The sequence below is a fragment of the Mycobacterium sp. NAZ190054 genome (assembly GCF_001545925.1).
GTDB lineage: Bacteria > Actinomycetota > Actinomycetes > Mycobacteriales > Mycobacteriaceae > Mycobacterium.
Map to the genome: position 1 here is coordinate 1 of NZ_LMVQ01000573.1, position 20,315 is coordinate 20,315.

21 protein-coding genes and 1 pseudogene are annotated in these 20,315 nt (G+C 67.5%); 12 read left to right on the forward strand and 10 right to left on the reverse strand.

Going from position 1 to position 20,315, the window contains the following annotated elements:
- The 7 genes from ASJ79_RS28630 to ASJ79_RS28660 form a co-directional block, all read right to left on the reverse strand.
- A partial coding sequence (locus ASJ79_RS28630) for an iron-containing alcohol dehydrogenase family protein (protein WP_156448683.1) occupies positions 1–933 on the reverse strand: 933 nt, incomplete at its 3' end.
- Positions 934–966: 33 nt separating this feature from the next.
- A complete protein-coding gene (locus ASJ79_RS28635) occupies positions 967–1,845 on the reverse strand; it encodes an ATP-binding cassette domain-containing protein (protein WP_067962713.1) in 879 nt (292 codons plus the stop codon).
- Positions 1,832–2,584, reverse strand: a complete 753-nt coding sequence (locus ASJ79_RS28640) for an ABC transporter permease (RefSeq protein WP_156448684.1) — start codon at positions 2,582–2,584, stop codon at positions 1,832–1,834. The genes ASJ79_RS28635 and ASJ79_RS28640 overlap by 14 nt, the downstream gene beginning before the upstream one ends.
- A gap of 62 nt (positions 2,585–2,646) precedes the next feature.
- Positions 2,647–3,633 carry an extracellular solute-binding protein gene (locus ASJ79_RS28645; protein WP_197420421.1) on the reverse strand — a complete coding sequence of 329 codons (987 nt, stop codon included), beginning with the start codon at positions 3,631–3,633 and terminating at the stop codon, positions 2,647–2,649.
- A gap of 57 nt (positions 3,634–3,690) precedes the next feature.
- Positions 3,691–4,740 carry an acyl-CoA dehydrogenase family protein gene (locus tag ASJ79_RS28650; protein WP_067962721.1) on the reverse strand — a complete coding sequence of 350 codons (1,050 nt, stop codon included), beginning with the start codon at positions 4,738–4,740 and terminating at the stop codon, positions 3,691–3,693.
- Positions 4,737–5,903, reverse strand: a complete 1,167-nt coding sequence (locus ASJ79_RS28655; protein ID WP_067962723.1) for an acyl-CoA dehydrogenase family protein — start codon at positions 5,901–5,903, stop codon at positions 4,737–4,739. The genes ASJ79_RS28650 and ASJ79_RS28655 overlap by 4 nt, the downstream gene beginning before the upstream one ends.
- A gap of 6 nt (positions 5,904–5,909) precedes the next feature.
- Positions 5,910–7,136, reverse strand: a complete 1,227-nt coding sequence (locus ASJ79_RS28660; RefSeq protein ID WP_231751080.1) for a CaiB/BaiF CoA-transferase family protein — start codon at positions 7,134–7,136, stop codon at positions 5,910–5,912.
- A gap of 169 nt (positions 7,137–7,305) precedes the next feature.
- On the opposite strand from ASJ79_RS28660, the gene ASJ79_RS28665 reads away from it, so the two are divergent.
- The 7 genes from ASJ79_RS28665 to ASJ79_RS28695 all read left to right on the forward strand — a co-directional run bounded on the left by ASJ79_RS28665 (position 7,306) and on the right by ASJ79_RS28695 (position 13,936).
- Positions 7,306–8,016, forward strand: a complete 711-nt coding sequence (locus ASJ79_RS28665; protein WP_067962727.1) for an IclR family transcriptional regulator — start codon at positions 7,306–7,308, stop codon at positions 8,014–8,016.
- Between the two features lie 187 nt (positions 8,017–8,203).
- Positions 8,204–9,196 carry a cytochrome D1 domain-containing protein gene (locus ASJ79_RS28670; protein ID WP_156448686.1) on the forward strand — a complete coding sequence of 331 codons (993 nt, stop codon included), beginning with the start codon at positions 8,204–8,206 and terminating at the stop codon, positions 9,194–9,196.
- Between the two features lie 36 nt (positions 9,197–9,232).
- Positions 9,233–10,225: a tripartite tricarboxylate transporter substrate binding protein gene (locus tag ASJ79_RS28675; RefSeq protein ID WP_082754124.1), complete on the forward strand. Its 993-nt coding sequence runs from the start codon at positions 9,233–9,235 to the stop codon at positions 10,223–10,225.
- Between the two features lie 80 nt (positions 10,226–10,305).
- On the forward strand, positions 10,306–10,755 hold the full coding sequence (locus tag ASJ79_RS28680) for a tripartite tricarboxylate transporter TctB family protein (protein ID WP_369803786.1): 450 nt from the start codon (positions 10,306–10,308) through the stop codon (positions 10,753–10,755).
- 9 nt (positions 10,756–10,764) lie between these two features.
- Complete coding sequence (locus ASJ79_RS28685; protein WP_197420423.1) at positions 10,765–12,264, forward strand: tripartite tricarboxylate transporter permease; 1,500 nt, start codon at positions 10,765–10,767, stop codon at positions 12,262–12,264.
- 24 nt (positions 12,265–12,288) lie between these two features.
- A complete protein-coding gene (locus ASJ79_RS28690; RefSeq protein ID WP_067962742.1) occupies positions 12,289–13,089 on the forward strand; it encodes a crotonase/enoyl-CoA hydratase family protein in 801 nt (266 codons plus the stop codon).
- Between the two features lie 43 nt (positions 13,090–13,132).
- On the forward strand, positions 13,133–13,936 hold the full coding sequence (locus ASJ79_RS28695; protein WP_082754126.1) for an IclR family transcriptional regulator: 804 nt from the start codon (positions 13,133–13,135) through the stop codon (positions 13,934–13,936).
- A 38-nt stretch (positions 13,937–13,974) separates the two neighbouring features.
- Here the strand turns inward: ASJ79_RS28695 and ASJ79_RS28700 are convergent, their stop codons facing one another.
- Positions 13,975–14,739, reverse strand: a complete 765-nt coding sequence (locus ASJ79_RS28700; RefSeq protein ID WP_067962747.1) for a LamB/YcsF family protein — start codon at positions 14,737–14,739, stop codon at positions 13,975–13,977.
- Between the two features lie 29 nt (positions 14,740–14,768).
- On the opposite strand from ASJ79_RS28700, the gene ASJ79_RS28705 reads away from it, so the two are divergent.
- The 5 genes from ASJ79_RS28705 (at position 14,769) to ASJ79_RS28725 (ending at position 19,399) form a co-directional block, all read left to right on the forward strand.
- Positions 14,769–15,614 (forward strand): sulfurtransferase, encoded by an 846-nt coding sequence (locus ASJ79_RS28705; protein WP_067962750.1) that lies wholly within the window; start codon positions 14,769–14,771, stop codon positions 15,612–15,614.
- Positions 15,615–15,686: 72 nt separating this feature from the next.
- Positions 15,687–16,649, forward strand: a complete 963-nt coding sequence (locus tag ASJ79_RS28710) for a metal ABC transporter solute-binding protein, Zn/Mn family (RefSeq protein WP_067962753.1) — start codon at positions 15,687–15,689, stop codon at positions 16,647–16,649.
- Complete coding sequence (locus tag ASJ79_RS28715; RefSeq protein ID WP_067962757.1) at positions 16,636–17,421, forward strand: metal ABC transporter ATP-binding protein; 786 nt, start codon at positions 16,636–16,638, stop codon at positions 17,419–17,421. Before ASJ79_RS28710 ends, ASJ79_RS28715 begins: the two co-directional genes overlap by 14 nt.
- Entirely contained in the window at positions 17,418–18,290 is an 873-nt protein-coding gene (locus ASJ79_RS28720; protein WP_067962760.1) for a metal ABC transporter permease, read from the forward strand. Before ASJ79_RS28715 ends, ASJ79_RS28720 begins: the two co-directional genes overlap by 4 nt.
- An 11-nt stretch (positions 18,291–18,301) precedes the next feature.
- Positions 18,302–19,399, forward strand: coding sequence for a LacI family DNA-binding transcriptional regulator (locus ASJ79_RS28725; protein ID WP_067962770.1), 1,098 nt, complete (start codon positions 18,302–18,304; stop codon positions 19,397–19,399).
- Here ASJ79_RS28725 and otsB read toward each other — a convergent pair.
- The gene (otsB, locus tag ASJ79_RS28730; RefSeq protein ID WP_067962764.1) at positions 19,382–20,143 is read right to left on the reverse strand and encodes a trehalose-phosphatase; all 762 of its coding nucleotides are present in this window, start codon (positions 20,141–20,143) and stop codon (positions 19,382–19,384) included. The genes ASJ79_RS28725 and otsB overlap by 18 nt on opposite strands.
- 3 nt (positions 20,144–20,146) lie before the next feature.
- Positions 20,147–20,315 (reverse strand): annotated as a pseudogene (locus tag ASJ79_RS28735) (TetR family transcriptional regulator); the annotation flags it as partial.

A 20,315-nucleotide genomic window follows, 5' to 3' on the forward strand; every position in this document is an offset into this window, starting at 1 on the left:
GATCGCCGCCATGCGAGTTCCGGTGACTGGTTCGTTGTAGCGCATGGTGTGAGGCAACAGCATTGCCTCCACGACACCGTTCGACGTGGACGTCCGCGGGCCGACGGCGTGCGACAGCGCCTGAGCCAACCCGGCACCGACGTAGTCGCTGCCCTGGCCGGACAGCAGCGCGGCAAGCATCAACCGCAACCGAGGCTCCGGAGCGTCGGGGTCGGCGTTCAGACGTGGCAGCCACTGCACGAGCATGCGCAGCGCGTGCGACAGCAGCGCATCGGCGAGGGGGTCGTCAGCGTCGGCTTGCAACCCGTCGACCGCCATCGACAAGGCGTTCAGTGCCGATGCGCGGACAAGGGACACGGGAGAGGTCGTCGCAACCACCGGGTCCAGGAACACACCGTTCGCGCGGGCCTTGGGATCGAACAGGGCAAGCCGTTCGCCGGTCGACGGATCGCGGACCGCACTACCGGCTTTCGCGTATGCGGTGGTCGGCGTGCTGGGAACGACCCACTGCGGAATCTTCGGCGCGGACAGCCGAGGACTGACCAACTTGCCATTCTCTCCACGTCGCGTGCAGAGCTCACGAATGTCTCGGTTTTCGGCGAGCAGGATGGTCGCGGCCCGCGCGGTGACGACGGCCGAGCCGCCGCCCACCGCGATCACCGCGTCGGCGTCGAGGTCTTTCAGCAGTTGGTGTGCGGCTTCAACGGTCTGGATCGGGCTGTGCTCACGGACGCCGCTGAACCGTCCGGCCAGGCGACCACCCACTGCTGACTCGACTCTCTTCAGCGCCTCTTCATGCCGCGCCATCGAGCTTCCGCAGAAGATGACCGCACGGCTGGCGCCAAGCCGGTCGAGTTCCCGGGGCAACGAACTGAGGGCGTCGTCACCACAGAATGTTCGAAAGGACGGTGTCGCATGGCGGAATCGGGGCACAGTTCTAGTCTCCTCGGCAAATCGCAATGGATGTCAGGGGTTTGGCTCTATCACGGTCGCCACGACTTCCAGTTTCACTTTCGCGCCCGGGGTGGCGTCGATGCCCGTGACCGACAGCAACACATCGGTCCCGTCGACACGACAGACCCTCGTCGTAGGTTCACCGGCGCGATCGGAGTGGCTCTGTGTCAACGGCCGGACGGCAGGCAGTGAAACTGCGGACGGCGACCGTTCGATGTGTCCGTTCTCCATCCGGCAGGTGCGCTCCCCGAGCATGATCCACTCGTCGTGATCGTGGGTCACATACACGACCGGAATTGGCCGGTCCTGGATCCATCGACGCAGATCTTCGAGAATCTGTGCCTTCGTCTCGAAGTCGAGGGACGACATGGGTTCGTCGAGAAGCAAGGCGCTCGGTGAGGTGACCAGGGAGCGGGCCAGCGCGACGCGTTGCTGTTCGCCACCCGATATCTGCCGCGGCGTACGCGCCGCCAGGTGACCGATCCCAAACGATTCGAGGATGTCGCGGACCAGCGCCTCACGGCGCCGACGCGTAAGCCGGCGCAGGCCGTACCCCACATTGCGGGCAACAGAGAGGTGGGGGAAGAGCACACCCTCCTGCAGCACGTACGCGACGCCGCGCTCGTGCGTGGGCACATTCGTCCCGGACGCGGAGTCGAAGAGCACGTCCCGGCCGACCCGGACCACGCCGTCGGTCGGTGTGCACAGTCCCGCGATGCAATCCAGGAGCGTGGTCTTCCCCGCGCCGGACGGCCCCAACAGAACCGTGATACCCACGGGGAACGCGTACTCCACCGCGAGCGTGAAGGCGACGTCGCCACGGACGTGCCTCTGCATCTTCACCCGGACGAACAGCGACGGTTCATGGGTGGTCGAATCAGCCGGGGGCACCGCTGGTTTCCTTCATCCGGCGGGGGGCGAGCAGTCCGCCCGAGATCGTCCACAGCGCCGTCGCAATCGCGGCGAGCATCATCAGCAGGAATGCCAGCGGCAGCGCCCCGGCCAGTCCCTCGGCCTGGAACCTGACCCACAGATGGACCGGTAGCGTCTGCGGGTTGTACGCCACGATGACCGTCGCCCCGAATTCGCCGAGCGCCCGTACCCACGCCAGTGCCAGTCCGGCGGCGATCGTCGGCCCGGCGACCGGAAGCGTCACCCGGAAAAACGTTACGATGGGCTTGTCTCCCAAAGTGGCCGCCGCGTGTTCGAGGCGGGGGTCGACGCCCCGGAAGGCCACCATCGCGCTCATGATCACGAACGGGCTGGCCACGTACACCTGCGCCAGAACGATTGCGGCGAAGCTTCCGATCAACGGAACTCCCGCGGCCGCGAACACACCGCCGATGTCACTGTGCGGCCCGTAGGCAAGCAGGAGCAAAATCCCTCCCGCCGGCCCAGGGGTGACCATCGGCAGCAGCACCACACAGATCAGCACGGGGCGCAAGCGCGAATGGGTGTGGGCGAGAAAGTAACCGAGAGGGATACCGAATGCCGCCATCAGGAGGACAGCGGTCAGCGACGTGCCTGCCGAGAGCAGAGCCGCATCGATGGCGCGCTGGTTCTGCCACGCCCTCACCCAGTCGGACCAATCGGCGTTCAGTAGCAGCGTGGCGAACGGAAGTGCCAGCACCGCGAGGAGAACGAGCCCCCACCCGCCGGCCCCGATCCGCAGACCGCTGCGTTCTCCGCTGCTCACGATGCCGTCACGACCGAACGGATTTCCTCGGGGGCGGTGGCGGCGTCACCGGAAAACCGCAGGGGGACGGGACGAAACCCGAGCTCCTCGAGCATCCTCTGTTCGCGCAGAAGAAAATCCACCCACGCGACGGCTCGGGGGGATTGCCGGTCGCGTGGGATCGTGACAGTGAACAGGATCGGCGCCCCGGCAACCGTGTCTCCGCCGGGCACGGTATAGCTGGCCGTCGCGTAGTCGGCGGCGAAGGCGGGGTCGCCGAGATTGATTGCCGGCGGCAGGCTTACGTACGACAGGCCCGCCGCCACGGCCTCGTGTTTGTAGAAGATGCCGGCATCGAACTGACCGGTCTGCACCCGGGCCAGCAGCGAGGTTTCCGGAAGGACCTGTTCGGGATTGTCCGGGGCGCCGAGAATCTGCTCGATCGACGGGTCGTCGTAATGCCGTGCGGCAAGGGAGAACAGCATCAGCGTCCGGTAACCCTTGGGATCGATCGACGGATCGCCGCGGCCGAGCCGGACGCCGTCGCCGGCGAGAATCCGGTACCACTGTTCGTCGGTTCCGCCGGAGAGGGCGGCCGCCAGTGGGCTGGCGTCGCTGTAGCCGATGACGAGTTCGGACGCCGCGAAGGTGACGTACCACTCGACCAGGTCGCCGTTCGCGTCGCCCATCAGCACATCCTCGTTGACCTGAGGGTCGGCGCTGACGAAGACGTCCGGCTCACGCAGCCGGTCGCGGATCATCTGAGCGGCGCCCAGGGAGCCGTGGGCCTCGCCGTCGACCGGGATGCCGGTGGCGCCGGTGAACGCCGGACCGACAGCGTCCTCCATCACCGCGGCCAGCGATCCTGCGTACAGGACGTTCACCGGCGCGTTGGTGACGGACTGGTCGGGGGCGCCGCATCCGGCGACGGAGAGGACAACCGACGCCAATAGGCAGAAGAAGCTCCGCGCAATGCGATTTCGAGAAGCGATATTCCCTCGCACGGAACAAGCTTAGGAATTCTCGCCTTATTCAAGTAGCGATATCCGGACATGTTCCTGTCACCGGAACGGGGGTCTCAGGAGCAGTTCGGGGTTCAGCCGTCCGTCGAGCACATATGCCCACGGATCCTGCTCCTCTTGACACAGCGCCCGACCAAGCAGCGCGTCGACCCCACGCGGCGGACCGATTTCGGCGCGCCAGGCCAGGATTGACAGCGAGAAACGATGCAGTGCGTGCTCGGCCGTGGTGCCCACCGCTCCGTGGATTTGGTGCGCGTGCTCGATCACGACCGTGGCCGCCTGGGACACCGTGGATGCCGCGACCACGCCGCGATGAGCCAGCACGTCGGGTGCGCCGCCGTCGGCGATGGCGTCGACAGCCACGGCCAGCGCGGTGCTGGCCAGCACGGTCTCGGCGGCGACCTCCGCGAGCATCGTCTGTACGGCCTGGAAGCGTGCCAACGGTCGCCCGAACTGGTTGCGCGTCAGGGCGTGTTCACGGCAGAGGTCGACGATGCGCTCCATGGCGCCGCACATCAGAGCCACGCGTGAGACATGGTGGCGCACCGCGTATCCGGCAGCATCGGATGTCGAGATCGATGTCCACCAACACTCGTCGGGTCGAAGACTCAGATCGTCGCGCGGTCGGCCCGCGACGTCGGCCCCTGGATACGCTGTCAGGTCGGTGATCGGCACCGTAGCGATGGCCCACTGCCCGTTCATGTGTCGGAGGGCCACCACGTACTCGGCGAGTCGAGCGAAAGGCACGCCCAGCAATCGGTTGTCGGCCGCCACCGCCGCAGTGGTGATACCGGGCGGCATGTCGAGACCCGCGCGCTGAAGGAGCCAACCGGCGAGCAGGTCGTGCTCGGCTATCGGCAACTGCACATCGTGATAGGCCATCGCGGACAGCAACGCCGCCGCTTCCCGCCAGGTGGCGCCGCTACCGTCGTCGTCCTCCGGCGCGGTCAGCCTGGTCAGACCGAGTTCTTCCAGCGTTGCCCACAGTGGCACGTCCGATTCGGCGGATGGATCGTCGCGTCGGCTCGCGTGGCGCGAGAACAACGACTCGATCATCGCCTCCAGCTCAGGGTCGATCGATGCGGTCATCGGCCTGCTCCCATCCCCTTGGCGATGCTGACCTTGAGGATCTCGTTGGTGCCGCCGCGCAAGGTGAATCCGGCGCGCTGCCGCAGGCCCGCCACCAGCAGTGGCTCGAATCGGTTGTCTTGCCGGGCCGCCGGCCCGGCGCACAGGTCGGCGAGCTCCACGATCCACTTCTCGAGTGCGGTGCCGAGCACCTTGACGATCGCGGCCGCGGTATCGGCGTCGTCACCGCGCTGGAGGGCGCCCGCCACCGCGAGCGACGCGTGGTGCAGCGACGTGAGCCGCGCGGCGATTCGGCCGAGCTCGGCGGTATCGACGTCGAGGCGGCCGGTGCGGGTCAACTCGAGCATCGTCGCGAACAGTACGAACGACGACAGGAACCGCTCCGGTCCGCTGCGCTCGAAACCGAGTTCCGAGGTGACCTGCCGCCAGCCGTCGCCGATCGTGCCGAGCACCATGTCGTCCGGTACGAAGACGCCGTCAAGATGAACCTCGTTGAAATGATGCGCTCCAGCCATGGAGATGATCGGACGGATCTCGACCCCGGGCGAGCGCAGGTCGACGATGAACTGGCTCAGACCCGCGTGCCGGTTGTCCGGATCCCGCGGAGCGCTTCGCGCGAGCGCAAAGAACGCGTCCGATTCGTGCGCACCCGACGTCCACACCTTCGTCCCGGACAACGACCAACCGCCGGCCACGCGTTTCGCGGTGGTGCGGACGCTGGCCAGGTCGGACCCGGAGTCGGGTTCGCTCATGCCGATCCCGAACGACACCTCGCCCGCAGCGATTCCGGGGAGGTAGCGCATCTTCTGCTCCTCCGAGCCAAATCGGAGCAGAGACGGTGCAATTTGACGGTCGGCCACCCACTGCGCCGCGACGGGGGCGCCATGTGCCAGCAGCTCCTCGACGACCACGAAACGTTCGAGGTGCGAACGCCCGTGGCCGCCATACTTTTCCGGGATCGTCATGCCCACGAACCCGCGCCTGGCGAGCTCCGTCGTGAACGATGCATCCCACTTCGTCAGCCAGGTGTCGACCCCGGGAAGGAACGCCCCGGCCTCGATGCGCTCACGCAGGAAGGCGCGGACCTCGTGGCGGAGTTCGGTCATGGCCGGGGTTTCGGGCGTCAGTTGGGGCCGCAGCGCCCGGATGATGTGTGTGTCCATCGACTCTCATGCCTCCGCGGTTCGACCTACGACCAATTCCCGGGCCAACCGCGCGACTTCGTCGGCGTCATAACCGATTTCCTTGAGTACCTCGTCGGTGTGCTCACCGAGTTGAGGTGCGTGCCGCCGGAACGTGACCGGCGTCTGCGACAGGTAGATCGGCGTCGTCGTGGTGTAATAGCCCCCTTCGCTGGGATGGTCGCGCGGCGTCACCAGACCCTGGTCCCGGACATAGCCATCGGAGGCCGCATCGGCGAGATCGAGGAGATCAGAGGCCGGGATGCCCCTCGCCCCACACAGCGTGAGCCATTCGGCGGTCGTCCTGCTCGGGGTGGCCTCGCTGACGGTGGACAGCAATTGGCCCATGTGGCGGTGTCGGTCGTCGACCGTCGCGTACCGCGGATCGTCAACCAACTGAGGCCTTTCAGCGATATCGAAGAAGTCGCGCCAGTTCGCGTCGGAGTACGGCATGATGCAGATCCATCCATCGGCCGTTCGATGCGGGACGCGCTCGGGAACCAGCACACGGGACCACCCGAAGTCACCGACGGGAGGCTCGAAGGTATGGCCGCCGAAGTGCTCGACGAGGCTGAAAGAGATCATCGCGTCCACCATGGGGACGTCGATCTCCTGGCCCGAACCGGTGATGCGCTGATGCAGCAGGGCCGCCAGAATGGCCGTCGTGAGGTACAGGCCGACGACCTTGTCGGCCACGACGTAGGGCGCGAACCGGGGGGACCCGTCCACGCGTTCGGCCAGACGGGTCATTCCCGAGGCGGCCTGCACGATGTCGTCGTAGGCGGGGAAGTCCTGGCGGGACGTGGTCGATCCGTACGCCTGGGCGTGACAGTAGACCAGGCGGGGGTTGACGTTCGACAGCCGATCCCACGTGATGCCGAGGCGCTGCCGCGACCGGGGCCGCAGGTTCGTGATCAGCACATCGGCTTCTCGGACGAGGTCGTCAAGAACCTTGCGGCCGTCACGGTGGGCGAGGTCGACGACGATGCTGCGCTTGTTCCGTTGCAGGTTGAGGGTCAGCGCGCTCATTCCGTCATGGCGGCGCGATCCGATGTGGCGACTCATATCGCCCTCGGGCGGTTCGACCTTGATGACATCCGCACCCAGGTCCGCGAGCGTCGCCGTCGCGAACGGACCCATGATCACAGACGTCAGATCGATGACGCGGACTCCTGCGAGCGGCGTGGTCGACTCGACGGGTGCCTGGTCGGACAAACGCCACCTCCATTTACGCAATCACGATGTCTTATACGTATAAGCGTAAGTCGGATGGTAGTAGGCTCATGCCTCCACAATCAAGTGATGAAACCGAGGAACAGAGAAGGCGATGTCGGACCTGACGGCGGCTGAGGACGGGGTGGTCTCGACCAGAAAGCGGCATCGAATGATCGACCGAATTGCGGCGATCATGGAGTTCGTGGCGCGTTCCGAGTCACGCGGAGTGTCACTCACAGACATCGCCCATCAGATCGACGCACCGGTGAGTTCCACCCAGGGTCTGGTCAACGGCCTGGTCGCAACCGGCTACCTCGATGTGAACGGCCGCCGTTACGTCCTGGGCGCTGCGCCGTACTTGCTGAACCTCATCGCCGGGCGTCAACTCGTGGCAAGCGTGACCCACGAGGATCTGAACGCGCTGCACGCCGAGGTGGGCATGACCACCGTTCTCTCGATCGCGGTGGGCCACGACGTGTTCTATGTCGATCACTGCTCGGTCGATCCCCGATTCGCTTATCTGGCAGAGAATTACGTGCGCCGGTCGTTGATCCGCACGTCATCGGGCTGGGTTCTTCTCGCCGATTGGGACAAGCGTGACCTGTGGACGTATCTGAAGTCGCTGGGCGCCGACGACGCCGGGCGGGTCGACAGCTTCCTGCGCGGCCTGTCCTCGATCCGGGAGACCGGTATCAGTGCCGCACCCCATGCCTCCGAACACGGCGACGGGGTGTCGATAGCCGTTCGGGAGCGCGGCCGAACGGTGGCGGCGGTGGCGGTAGTCGGCACACCCGCTGAAATCGACAAACACCGCGAGCGAATCATCTCGGCTCTGCGCCGGCACAGCGCGCAATGGCTCGCGCGCTCGCCGCTGGGCTGACGGCCGGCCCCTTCGGCGCTGCGGCGCTGTGGCCAAACCCTCTGCACGATTCGACGCGGCGACTTTGTGCGTTCTTTGTGCGTTCCCTTGACCGCACCTGTGCGCATGCACTGTAATGTGCATCACGTGTTCGTATATAAGTAATCAATTCTGTAATTGAGTGCCCGTGTGGCGGACTGGAGTGCTGATGTCCCAGGAATTGCTGTACGTCGGAAACTTCCGTGGTGCCGATGTGTCGGTGTTCGACATGGAGACCCATGACTTGGTCACGACCATTCCGATGGTGGGCGAGGCCGACGGTATGAAGGTGCAACCAGACTCACTCGGCGGCTCACCGCGGGGCGACGCGGTATATGCCACGCGGTTTCCGGACAAGGGCGACCCCGGGAAGATCAAGGAACGCGGCGACGTGATCGCGCTGGACCCGAAGACCCATGAGATGGTGTGGCGCCTGGAGGTCAGCAGTCAGCCGAATCACCTCGTCGTCTCGCCCGACGGCAAGCGCGTGTATGTGCCCATCCGGGATCGCGACTACGTCGAGGTCGTCGACGTCGACTCCCGTGAGATCGTCGGCCGCGCGCCCTGTGGATGGGGTCCGCACGGCACGCGGGTCTCACCCGACGGCAAACGGCTCTACGTCGGGACCTTGTGGGCCGACCAACTCAGCATCATCGACACCGAGTCGCTGAAGATGATCGGCCGCGTCAAGACGCCGGAGGCGGTGCGTCCGTTCTGCGTGACCGAAGACGGCGCCAAGGCCTACGTCCAGCAGTCCAAACTGCACGGCTTTCTCGTCGTCGACCTCAAGGCCGGAGAGATCCGCCAGACGGTGCACATGCCGGTGCCGGAAAGCGGGTTCGCCGGACGCCCCGACCGCACCGACATCGGCACGGTCAACCACGGGATGGAGATGAGCCACGACGGAACGCTGCTGTACGCGGCGGGCAGCGCCACCGACATGGTCGTCGTCTACGAACTGCCCAGCCTCGACATCCTGGCCCAGATCCCCGTCGGCGCGGAACCGGCGTGGCTGCACCTGAGCGCGGACGGCAAGACGCTGTGCGCGACCAACCGGGTCGAAGACACCGTGTCGTTCATCGACACCACCACCATGACCGAGGTCGCTCGCGAGAAGGCGGGCACCTATCCCAATCGCATGGGATCCGTCGTCGTCTCCTGATCACTCCCGCGAAACCCCTTGAAGGAGGGAAGAGTAATGGCAACGAAGCTTTCTCGCGGCATGGTCGCGGCGTTGTGCGCCGTGCTGGTCTCCGCGTGTGGAGGAGGTGGTGGGGGCGGCGGTGACGCAACCACCGACGCCGGTGGAGGCGCTGAGGGCTGGCAGCCCGGCGGCACCGTCGAGATGGTGGTGGGCGCGCAGCCCGGCGGGGGCAGTGACGTGATGGCCCGCACCTTCGTCTCCGCAGCCGAGGAGATGCGGGACGGCCTGCAGATGACGGTCTCCAACTTCGACAGCGTCGAGGCCTACACCTATGTCAAGGGCGAAGCCGGAAACGACGACGTTCTCGTGACGGCGACCTACGGCAACGTCATCCTCAGCCCGCTGTCCGAATCGCTGAACTATCTGTGGTCGGATTTCACGCCGCTGGCGATGTTCGCCACCGATCCGTCATTCGTGGTGGTGCGCAACGACTCCGAGTTCCAGTCCATGGCCGACGTAGCCACGGCCGCCAAGGAGCGCGACATCACGATGGGCGTGGTGACGGCCGCGGGTGTGAACACGGTGCACAGCGCGCAGATCGCGGACGCGTTGGGTATCAAGCTCAACAACGTCGTGTTCGAAAGCGGCGGAGAGGAACTCGCCGCCGTACTGGCCGGCGACGTCGACGCCGCCCTGATGGAACCGTCGGAATTCGTCCAGCAGGCCGAGGCCGGTGACGTGCGCGCGATCATGATCATGAGCCCCGAACCCCATCCCTCCGAAGCTTTGAGCGACGTCCCGACGGCCACCGACGCGGGCATCCAGGGCGACATCGTCACGCAGTTCCGCTCGTTCCTCGGTGCACCGGACATGTCTCCCGACGCGACCGAGTACTGGGTGTCGCTGCTGGAGGAGTGGACCACGACCGACTCCTATCAACAGTACGTCGAAGAGAACTACCTGATTCCCGAACTGGTGGTGGGTGCTGAACTCGACGAGAGACTTCAGTTCCTGGAGGACTCGGCTCGGCGGGCGCTCGGCGAGTGACCTCGCGGGGCACAACGGCCCGTGAGCGCCTCGCCGGCGCCATCCACGGGCGTGATGTCGAGAAGACCCTCGTCGGTGCGGTGATGGCCGTGGTCGGCGTCGCGGCGATGGTCGCGTCGCTCGGCTACGGCCTCACCAGCGAACGCGGCGGCATCGGCCCGGGCGCGATTCCGTTCGTGGCCGGACTGCTTCTCGTCGTCGAGGGTGTGTTCCAGTGTGGCATCGGTTTTCGTGGGCGTGACGATGATCGATCGGGTGCGACCCAGGGAGAATACGCCGGGCCGCGCCCCGTCGGGGGTCTCGTCCAGGGCATCGCACTGATCGCCATGCTCGGCCTCGTCGTGCTCCTCACGCCCTACGTCGGCCTCATCCCGATGACGGTGCTGTTCGGTGTCGCCGTCGGCTTCTTCGTCGAAAAGGCGTCGATCCTGGCCAGTCTGCTGCTGGGACTCATCTCGGGAACCTTCATCTGGGTGGTGTTCATCGCCCTGCTGGAAGTGCGCATCCCGGCGATCGGCCCCGCCGGCTAGGAGATCGTGGTGAATGAACTGCTTGTCGGTTTCTCGACCGCGCTGACCTTCGAGAACGTCCTCGTCTGCCTGGTGGGGGCGCTGCTCGGCACCCTGCTGGGGATCCTGCCGGGGATCGGGTCGAGCTCCGGGATGGCGCTGCTCATACCGCTGACGCTCACGATGGACCCGCTCCAGGCGCTGATCCTGCTGGCCGCCCTCTATTACGGGTGTGAGTACGGCGGGACCGTCTCGTCGGTCCTGCTCAACACGCCAGGGGACGGCGCGGCGCTGGTGACGTGTATCGACGGTCACCCGATGGCGAAGAGGGGAGAGGCGGCCAAAGCGCTCGCCGTCGCGGCGGTCTCCTCGTTCGTCGCCGGGACATTGACCGTCGTGCTGCTCAGCGTGGCTGCCCCGCTGTTCGCGGACGTGGCGCTGAATTTCGGTCCGCCCGAAATGTTCGCGCTGATCGTTTTGGGGCTCACCACCGTCGGGGGGATCGCGGGCAACGCCCGACGCAAGGGCTGGACCATGGCGGCGCTCGGGGTGCTGGTGGCGTGTGTCGGGGTGGAGGGTCAGACCGGGGTGCTGAGGTTCACCTTCGGCTCCGATCTGCTGGCCAACGGCATCGGACTGGTGCCGTTCATCATCGGCCTGGTCGCGATGGCCGAGCTGTGCCGGCAGTCGTACGAGAACAAGTTGCGCCCCAACCGGATCGCCCGGACCCGCTACCGCGACATGCTCTTGACGCGCAGGGAACTCGGCCGGATCCGCGGGAGTATCGCCCGAGGCGGAGTTCTCGGGTTTCTGCTCGGATGCCTGCCCGGTGCGGGCCCGACGGTCGCCACTTTCATCTGCTACGACGTGGAAAAGCGGGTGGCGCGCGACAAGTCGATGTTCGGAAAGGGCGATATGCGCGGCGTCGCATCACCTGAAGCCGCCAACAACGCCGCCGTCAACGGCTCGTTCGTGCCCACCCTCAGCCTCGGCATCCCGGGTTCGGGCACCACCGCGATCCTCCTCGGCGCGTTCGTGGCGTTCGGTATTCGCCCGGGCCCACTGCTGTTCGAGCAGCAGGGTGACCTGGTGTGGGCGTTGATCGCCTCCTTCTACATCGGCAACGTCATCCTGGTCATCCTGAATCTGCCGCTGGCACCGCTTTTCGCGAAGATCCTCTATATCCCGTTCAAGTACATCTATCCGGTGGTGCTGCCGGTGGCACTCGTCGGTGCCTACGCGGTGCACAACAGCTACCGCGACGCCTGGATCGCGCTGTTCTTCGCAGCCGTCGCCGTGCTTCTGATCCGCCAGGGTTACCCACCGGCTCCCGCGATCCTCGGCATCGTGCTCGGCCCGATGCTGGAGTCATACCTCGAGCGAAGTGTTTCCATGGGTGCGGGTTCGTTCGGCATATTCCTCGACCGGCCGATCGCTCTTGTCATCTTCGCGCTGACGATCCTCATATTCGTTGTCCCCGTATTGCTTCGGCGTCGCCGGCCGGAACCGGCGCCGGCTTCGACGCCGTAGCCGTGCCTCATCGACAGGAGAACCATGACTGATGTGTTGAACGTCCAACGGGACGGGCATGTGGAAATCTGGACGATCAACCTGCCGGAGTCCCGGAACCCGATCTCCGGCGACGACGTCATCGACGCATTCGTCGGGCGGGTGGACCACGTGAACGCCGATCTCGACGTTCGGGCGGTGGTTCTCACGGGTGCCGGCAGCGCGTTCTCGGCCGGTGGCGACGTCAAGGCCATGAGGGACAAGTCGGGACTCTTCGGTGGCCCGCCGCACTCGCAGCGAACCGGCTATCTGACCGGCATTCAACGGATTCCGCTGGCGATGCAACGCTGCGAGGTGCCAATTGTGGCAGCTGTGAACGGTCCGGCCGTCGGGGCGGGATGCGACCTGGCTCTGATGTGCGACATCCGGATCGCCTCTTCCAAAGCGTTTTTCGCGGAAAGCTTCGTCACGCTCGGGTTGATCCCCGGTGACGGTGGAGCCTGGTTCCTGCCCCGCGTTGTGGGTTATCCGCGCGCCGCCGAGATGATCCTCACCGGCGACCGGATCGATGCGACGAAAGCGGAAGCATGGGGTTTGGTCTCTCAAGTGGTGCCTGAGCACTCTCTGCTCGATGAGGCGATGCGCGTCGCGCGGCGAATCGCTGCGCATCCGCCGTTGACCGTCCGGATGTCCAAACGGCTGCTGCGTGAAGCACACCAGGGGCGACTGGAGACAACGCTGGAGCTCTCGGCCGCACTGCAGGCGATTTCGCAGCACACCGACGACCACAGCGAGGCAATCGCGGCGTTCTTCGAGAAGCGGCCGGGCAGGTACGTTGGCGGCTAGTGAGCTGTAGCCGTTGCGCTGATGGCGGGAGGGCCGATTGACCATGGTTCGTCGAGGTGCTTCGCCGCCTCCCGCGGGCGGGACGCCGCTCGGCGGTACCGAGGCCGCGGCCCGGGTGGGAGATCTGATCGTCTGCCTGGCCGGTGGTGACGGCGCCTGGGGGGTTACCGCGCTGTCCACTGAACTCGGATTTCCCAAAGCCGTGGTCCATCGGATGCTGCAGTCGCTGGTGTCGCGGGGACTCGTCCGGCGCCGCGCCGACGGTCGATACGCCGTCGGTCCGAGCATCGAAGAGGTCGCCGCCGAGTCGTGGCAGAGCCAACGGCTTATCGCGGCGGCCGACGCACCGCTGTACGCATTGCGCACGCGAGTCCGCGAGACCGTGGTGGTGTCGGGCGTGCAGGGATACAAGCGAGTCGGCCTGCTGCAGTTCCTAGGCCTGCGTGAGACGAGCGTTGCGATGCGACTGGATCGTCGGCCACTCACCACCGGTGCCACCGGTCATGTGATCCTTGCTCACGCCGACGCGGAGTTCAGGCAACTTGTGTACTCGTGGGAAGCCAGACACGGCAACGCCGCGACCGAGGCCGCACCGGCGCGCTGGGCGGAGATCCGCGCCAACGGGTTCGCGATCTCCGAGAGCAGCGGGGGCGGGGAGATCGGGGCGGTGGCGGCACCGGTCACCGACCGAGCCGCGGGGGTCGTCGGCGCCATCGCGGTGCTGGCCCCGGTACACCGGATCGATTCCACCTATCTGCGCGGGATGGCGCCCGATGTGGTCGCAGCGGCCCAGGCCACCTCGGTTGCCTGGAACGAAAGCAGAAGCGACGGCGCAGGCGAGCATTGAGCTGGGCGCACCGAGCGGTAGCGGCGGCTTCCGGACCGTCAGCTGAACGGGGCCAGGTCCACGCCTTCGCTGACGAGCCGCTGGCGGACCGCCGAAGCGATCTGCACGGCGCCGGGGGAGTCTCCGTGCACGCACACCGATTCGACGGTGACCGGGATCGTGGAACCGTCGACCGCGGTGACCCGTCCGGTGGTGACCATCGAGATCACCCGCTCGGCGATCTCGTCGACGTCGTGCAGCACCGCGTTGCGCTCCCGGCGCGACACCAGTTGCCCGTCGGGCCGGTAGGCGCGGTCGGCGAACGCCTCGGGCACGGTGCGCAGCCCCAACTCGCCGGCGGCGGCGAAGAACACCGAACCGGCCAGGCCGAGCACCGGCAGTGTCGGGTCGACGGCGTGTACGGCCTGTGCCACCGCCTGCGCCTGCCCGCGGTGGGTGACGACCGAGTTGTACAGCGCCCCATGCGGTTTGACGTAGGACACCGACGATCCCGCCGCCCTGGCCAGCGCCGAAAGCGCCCCGATCTGGTACATCACGTCCGCGGTCAGGTCCTCGGCGGAGGCGTCGATGAAGCGCCTGCCGAAGCCGGCCAGGTCGCGATAGCTCACCTGGGCGCCGATGCGAACCCCGCGGGCCGCGGCGGCCCGGCACACCGCGGCCAGCCTCGCCGGATCGCCGGCGTGGAAGCCGCATGCGACGTTGGCCGACGTGACGATGTCGAGCATCGCGTCGTCGTCCCCGAGCGTCCACACGCCGAAACCTTCGCCGAGGTCGGCGTTGAGGTCGACGGTGACCGTGGTCATGTCTTGAGCCTAGTGGGACGATCGGTGTCGTGACCCGTGCCGACATCCTCATCACCGCAGCGGAACTGGCCCGGCTTCTCGACGAGGGCCGCCCGGTGCGCATTCTGGACGTCCGCTGGACGCTGGCCGAGCCGGACGGCAGCGCGGCGTATGCCCGCGGACACCTGCCGGGCGCGGTGTACGTCTCGCTCGATGATGAACTCTCCGACCACACGGTGGCCGGGCGGGGACGTCACCCGCTGCCGTCCGGCGCGGCGGTCGGGAAGGCCGCCCGCAGATGGGGGTTGAGCAACGGGGTGCCGACGGTGGTCTACGACGATTGGAACCGGGCCGGCTCGGCGCGCGCCTGGTGGGTTCTGACCGCGGCCGGGATCGGTGACGTGCGGATTCTCGATGGCGGTCTGGCTGCGTGGGTCGCTGCCGGCGGCCGGCTGGAGACCGGCGCTGTCGTGCCGCCGCCGGGTGACGTCTCGGTCGCCCATCAGGACCTCTACCGGGGTGCGTTACCGACGTTGACGGCCGACCAGGTCGCAGCGTTCGACGGGGTGCTCCTCGATGCGCGTCCCCCGGAGCGGTTCCGCGGCGAGAGCGAGCCCGTGGACCCGGTGGCGGGCCACATCCCCGGCGCCCGCAACGCGCCGAGCACTGCGCTCCTGACCGAGGACGGCACCTTCCTGGCCGAGGCGGATATCGCCGGGTTCTTCCGGGACCGCGGCGTCGGTGCCGGCGAGGTCGGCGTGTACTGCGGCTCGGGTGTGACCGCGGCGGTGACGGTCGCGGCGCTGCGCACCGCGGGGGTTCCGGCGACGCTGTTCCCGGGTTCGTGGTCGCAGTGGTGTGCGGACCCGGCGCGGCCGGTGGCGACCGGGGAGTGACGGTCGCCACCACGAGATGCGCTCGTTAATGAAAACGGTTATCGTTGCGATGTGCTTGGTTCATCCCGGAATATGCGCGCGCTCGCCGCGACGCTCGCGTGCCTGCCCCTCACCCTGACCGCCTGTGCAGGTGGGGACACGCCGGTCGACCCGGCGGCGCAGGCCCCGGACTGTCCGACCGAGCCGGTGAACGTGGTCGTCAGCGTCGATCAGTGGGGTGACATCGTCTCGCAGCTCGGCGGCGCGTGCGCCGAGGTGACGACGGTGCTGGCCGGCTCGTCGGTCGATCCCCACGACTACGAGCCCGCCCCGTCGGACGCGGTGGCCTTCGAAGGAGCGCAGCTGGTGGTCGTCAACGGCGGCCACTACGACGAGTGGGCGGCCAAACTCGCCGCGACGTCAGCGGCCGATGCGCCGGTGATCGATGCCGTCGAGATCGGCCACGGACCCGGGGAGGACACCCACAGTCACGGCGACCACGGCGACCACGATCACGGCGGGGACGCGAACCCCCACGTCTGGTACAACCCGGCGGTGGTGACCGCGGTCGCCGGTGCGGTGACCGCGGAACTGACCGAGCTCTCGCCCGACGCCGCGGGCTACTTCGCCGAGCGGGGCGCGGAGTTCGACGCGTCGATGACGCCGTATCAGGACGCCATCGCCGCGATCAAGGCGACCGCCACCGGGAAGACGTACGTCACCACCGAGAGCGTGTTCGATGACATGGCCGCGGCGCTCGGTCTTGCCAACCGGACCCCGCAGGGGTACCAGGCCGCAGCGGCCAACGAGAGCGAACCGTCGCCGGCGGAGCTCGACGCGTTCCTGCGACTGCTCGCCGACCGCGGCGCCGACGTGCTGATCTACAACACCCAGACCGAGGGCTCGGTGCCCGAACGGATCCGGTCGGCGGCCGAGCAGGCCGGCGTCGCGGTGGTCGAGGTGACCGAAACGCTGCCGGACGGTGCCGGCTCGTTCCAGAATTGGCAGATCGCACAACTGGAATCACTGGCCGGGGCCGTCGGTGTCAGCGTCTGAGCCGGCCGCGGTACCCGCGCTGACGTTCGAGGACGTCAGCGTCGAACGCGGCGGCCGCACCGTCTGGTGCGAGTCGACGTTCCGTATCGACGCAGGCCGCTTCGTGGCCGTCATCGGACCGAACGGTTCGGGCAAGACCACGCTGCTGCAGGTGATCCTCGGCCTGCTGGCGCCGTCCTCGGGCGAGGTGCGGGTGCACGGGCGCCGGCCGGGCACCGCCAATGACGAGATCGGTTACGTCCCGCAGAATTACGACGCCAATGCCAATGAGGCGATCCGCGCCCGCGACGCGGTGCTGCTGGGGCTCACGGGCCGGCGGTGGGGCTTCGGCCGGACCAGTGCCGCCGATCGGCAGCGGGTCGACGAGGCGCTGGGCTGGGTGGACGGGCTCGAGATCGCCGACCGCCGACTCTCCGATCTGTCCGGTGGCCAACGGCAGCGGATCGCACTGGCCAGCGCGCTGGTGTCACGGCCACGGATGCTGATCCTCGACGAGCCGCTGGCCTCGCTGGACCTGCGGAACCAGCACGAGATCATGGCTGTCCTGGGCCGGCTCAAGCAGGAACTGGGGGTGACGGTGCTGGTGGTGGCGCACGACCTCAACCCGCTGCTGACGGTGCTCGACAGCGCGATCTATCTGCTCGACGGGCACGCCCACCACGCCGAACTCGACCGGGTCGTGGACTCGGCGTTGCTCACGCACATGTACGGAACCAAGATCCAGGTGGCTCACACCCTGCAGGGTGAGCTCTACATGCGGAGCGGCGGATGACCCAGACAGTTGTCGCGCTGGGCTATCAGGACAACTGGCTGCACATCCTGGGGTCGTCGTTCATGCGCAACGCGTGGCTGGGCGGCACCATCGTCGCGCTGGCAGCCGGGCTGATGGGGTACTTCATCGTGGTGCGCCACATCGCGTTCGCCGCCCACGCGCTGGCCCACATCGGGCTGCCGGGTGCGACGGGCGCGGTTTTGGTCGGCCTGCCCGCCGGGCTGGGTCTGGGCGTGTTCTGCGTCGGCGGGGCGCTGGTGATCGGAGCGTTGGGGAAACGCGCCGCCGACCGTGAGGTCGCCACCGGTACCGTGCTGGCATTCGCCACCGGCCTGGGGCTGTTCTTCAATTCGCTGGCCACCCGCAACTCGTCCACGCTGACCAACGTGCTGTTCGGCAACCTGCTGGCGATAACCACCGAGCAGTTGCTGTCCTTCCTCGCGTTGTTGGTGCTCACCGCTGCCGGCATCGCGTTCATCTTCCGTCCGCTGTTGTTCACCTCGGTCAACAGCAAAGTGGCCGAGGCCAAAGGTGTTCCGGTCCGCGGGTTGTCGATCGCGTTCATGGTGCTGCTCGGGCTGACGGTGACGATGGCCGTGCAGGCGGTGGGAACGCTGCTGCTGTTCGCGCTCGTGGTCACGCCCGCCGCGACCGCGCTGATGCTCACTGCCCGGCCCGTCATGGCGATGGCGGTGTCCGCGGTGATCGGTCTGGGGTCCGTGTGGGCGGGGCTGATGCTCTCGGCGATGTTCGACCTGCCGCCGAGCTTCGTCGTCGTCTCGATCGCGTGCGGGGTGTGGCTGCTGGTGTGGGCCGGATGCCGGGTGCCCGGCCCGAGTCGGAGGTCGCCGGCCCGCGCCATCCACTAACCTCGGAAAGCATGCCCAGGAGTCCGACGCCCCGACGTCGTGCGACCCTGGCCTCTCTCGCCGCCGAACTCAAGGTGTCGCGCACCACCGTCTCGAACGCGTACAACAGGCCCGATCAACTGTCGGCCGAGTTGCGCGAACGTGTGCTCTCCACGGCCAAGCGGCTCGGGTATCCGGGCCCGGACCCGGTGGCGCGGTCGCTGCGCACCCGCAAGGCCGGGGCCGTCGGCCTGGTGATCACCGAACCGCTCAACTACTCCTTCAGCGATCCCACAGCGCTCGATTTCGTTGCCGGACTTGCCGAATCGTGTGAGGCGGTGGGCCAGGGCCTACTGCTGGTCGCGGTCGGGCCCAACCGCAGCGTGGCCGAAGGGTCGGCCGCCGTGCTGGCAGCCGGGGTGGACGGTTTCGTGGTGTACTCGGCGTCCGACGACGACCCGTATCTGCCCGCGGTGCTGCAGCGCCACCTTCCCGTCGTGGTGGTCGACCAGCCGCGGGATGTGCCGGGCGCGTCGCGGGTCGGCATCGACGATCGTGCCGCGATGCGCCGGCTCGCCGAGCACGTCATCGAGCTCGGCCACCGCGAGATCGGACTGCTGACGATGCGGCTCGGCCGCGACTGGCCGCACGGCGCCGGCCAGGTGCCGGCTGACCCCGGACGGCTGCGGACACCGCACTTTCACGTACAGGCTGAACGCATCCGCGGGGTGTGCGACGCGATGACCGCCGCGGGTCTGGATCCGGAGTCGCTGACCGTCGTGGAGAGCTACGAGCACCTGCCCACGTCGGGCGGGGCGGGAGCCGACGTCGCGCTGGAGGCCAACCCGCGGATCACCGCGCTGATGTGCACCGCGGATGTGCTGGCGTTGTCCGCGATGGACCACCTGCGGGCGCGGGGTGTCTATGTGCCGGGGCAGATGACGGTGACGGGGTTCGACGGTGTCCCGGAGGCGCGGCGCCGCGGATTGACCACCGTCGTGCAGCCCAGCATCGAAAAGGGAAGGCGCGCAGGAGAAATTCTGCACAACCCACCGGGGTCGGGACTGCCGGTCATCGAGGTGCTGGAGACCGAGGTGGTGCGGGGACGCACGTCAGGTCCGCCGGCGTGACCGCCGCTGGGTGAGCAGATACTCCAGCGCGATGGCGACGTCGCCGGGCGAGTCGACCCGGTAGGCCGCGGCCGTCTCACCCGGTCCGACCTTGACCCCGACGTCGGAATCCCGCAACCGGTTGAACGCCTTCTCGTCGGTCACGTCGTCGCCGAGGAACACCACGGCCGTCGCCTCGTGTTCGGCGCGCAGGACGTCGACGGCCCGGCCTTTGTCCGTCGAGACCACGGCGAACTCGAGTACCGCCTTGCCCGTGGTCACATGCGCGTTCCACTGCGGGGCCGCCGCCCATGCGGCGGCCAGGGCGGCCTCGCCGTCGGCCGGATCCGCGTTGCGCACGTGCAGCGCAACACTGGCGGGTTTGGTCTCCACCGTCACGCCTGCTCTGCCCGAGGCGATCTCGCGCAGACCGTCGGTGATGGTCTGCAGCAGCTCGTGGTCGATGTCGTGGTCGAAACCGGACGCGAATTCCGCGCCGTGGCTGCCCACCAGATGTACCGTCGCGGGCATCGACGACAGCGTGCGTAGCGTCTCCAGTGCCCGCCCGGAGATCAGAGCAGTTGCAGTAGAAGGCAATTCGGCCAGTGCAACCAGCGCCTCGGCCGCCGCGGGTAACGGGCGGGCATCGGCGGGGTTGTTCACGATCGGCGCCAGCGTGCCGTCGAAATCGGAAGTCACGAGAAGACGCGGGGTGTCCGCCACGGTGGAGAGTGCGCGAAGCAGATCGGGCGGGAGGTCGCTCACCCGCTAGATCTTAGGCTCGTCGCCGTCCCCGATGAGCAGCCGCACCGCCAGATCGAGCCGCTTGGCGACGTCGGTCGCCGATGCGCGCCGGGTGAGCCAGGCCAGCAGGTTGGACAGCCACACGTCGGAGATCACCCGGGCGATGTGGTACTGGTCCTCGGTGGGCTCCCCG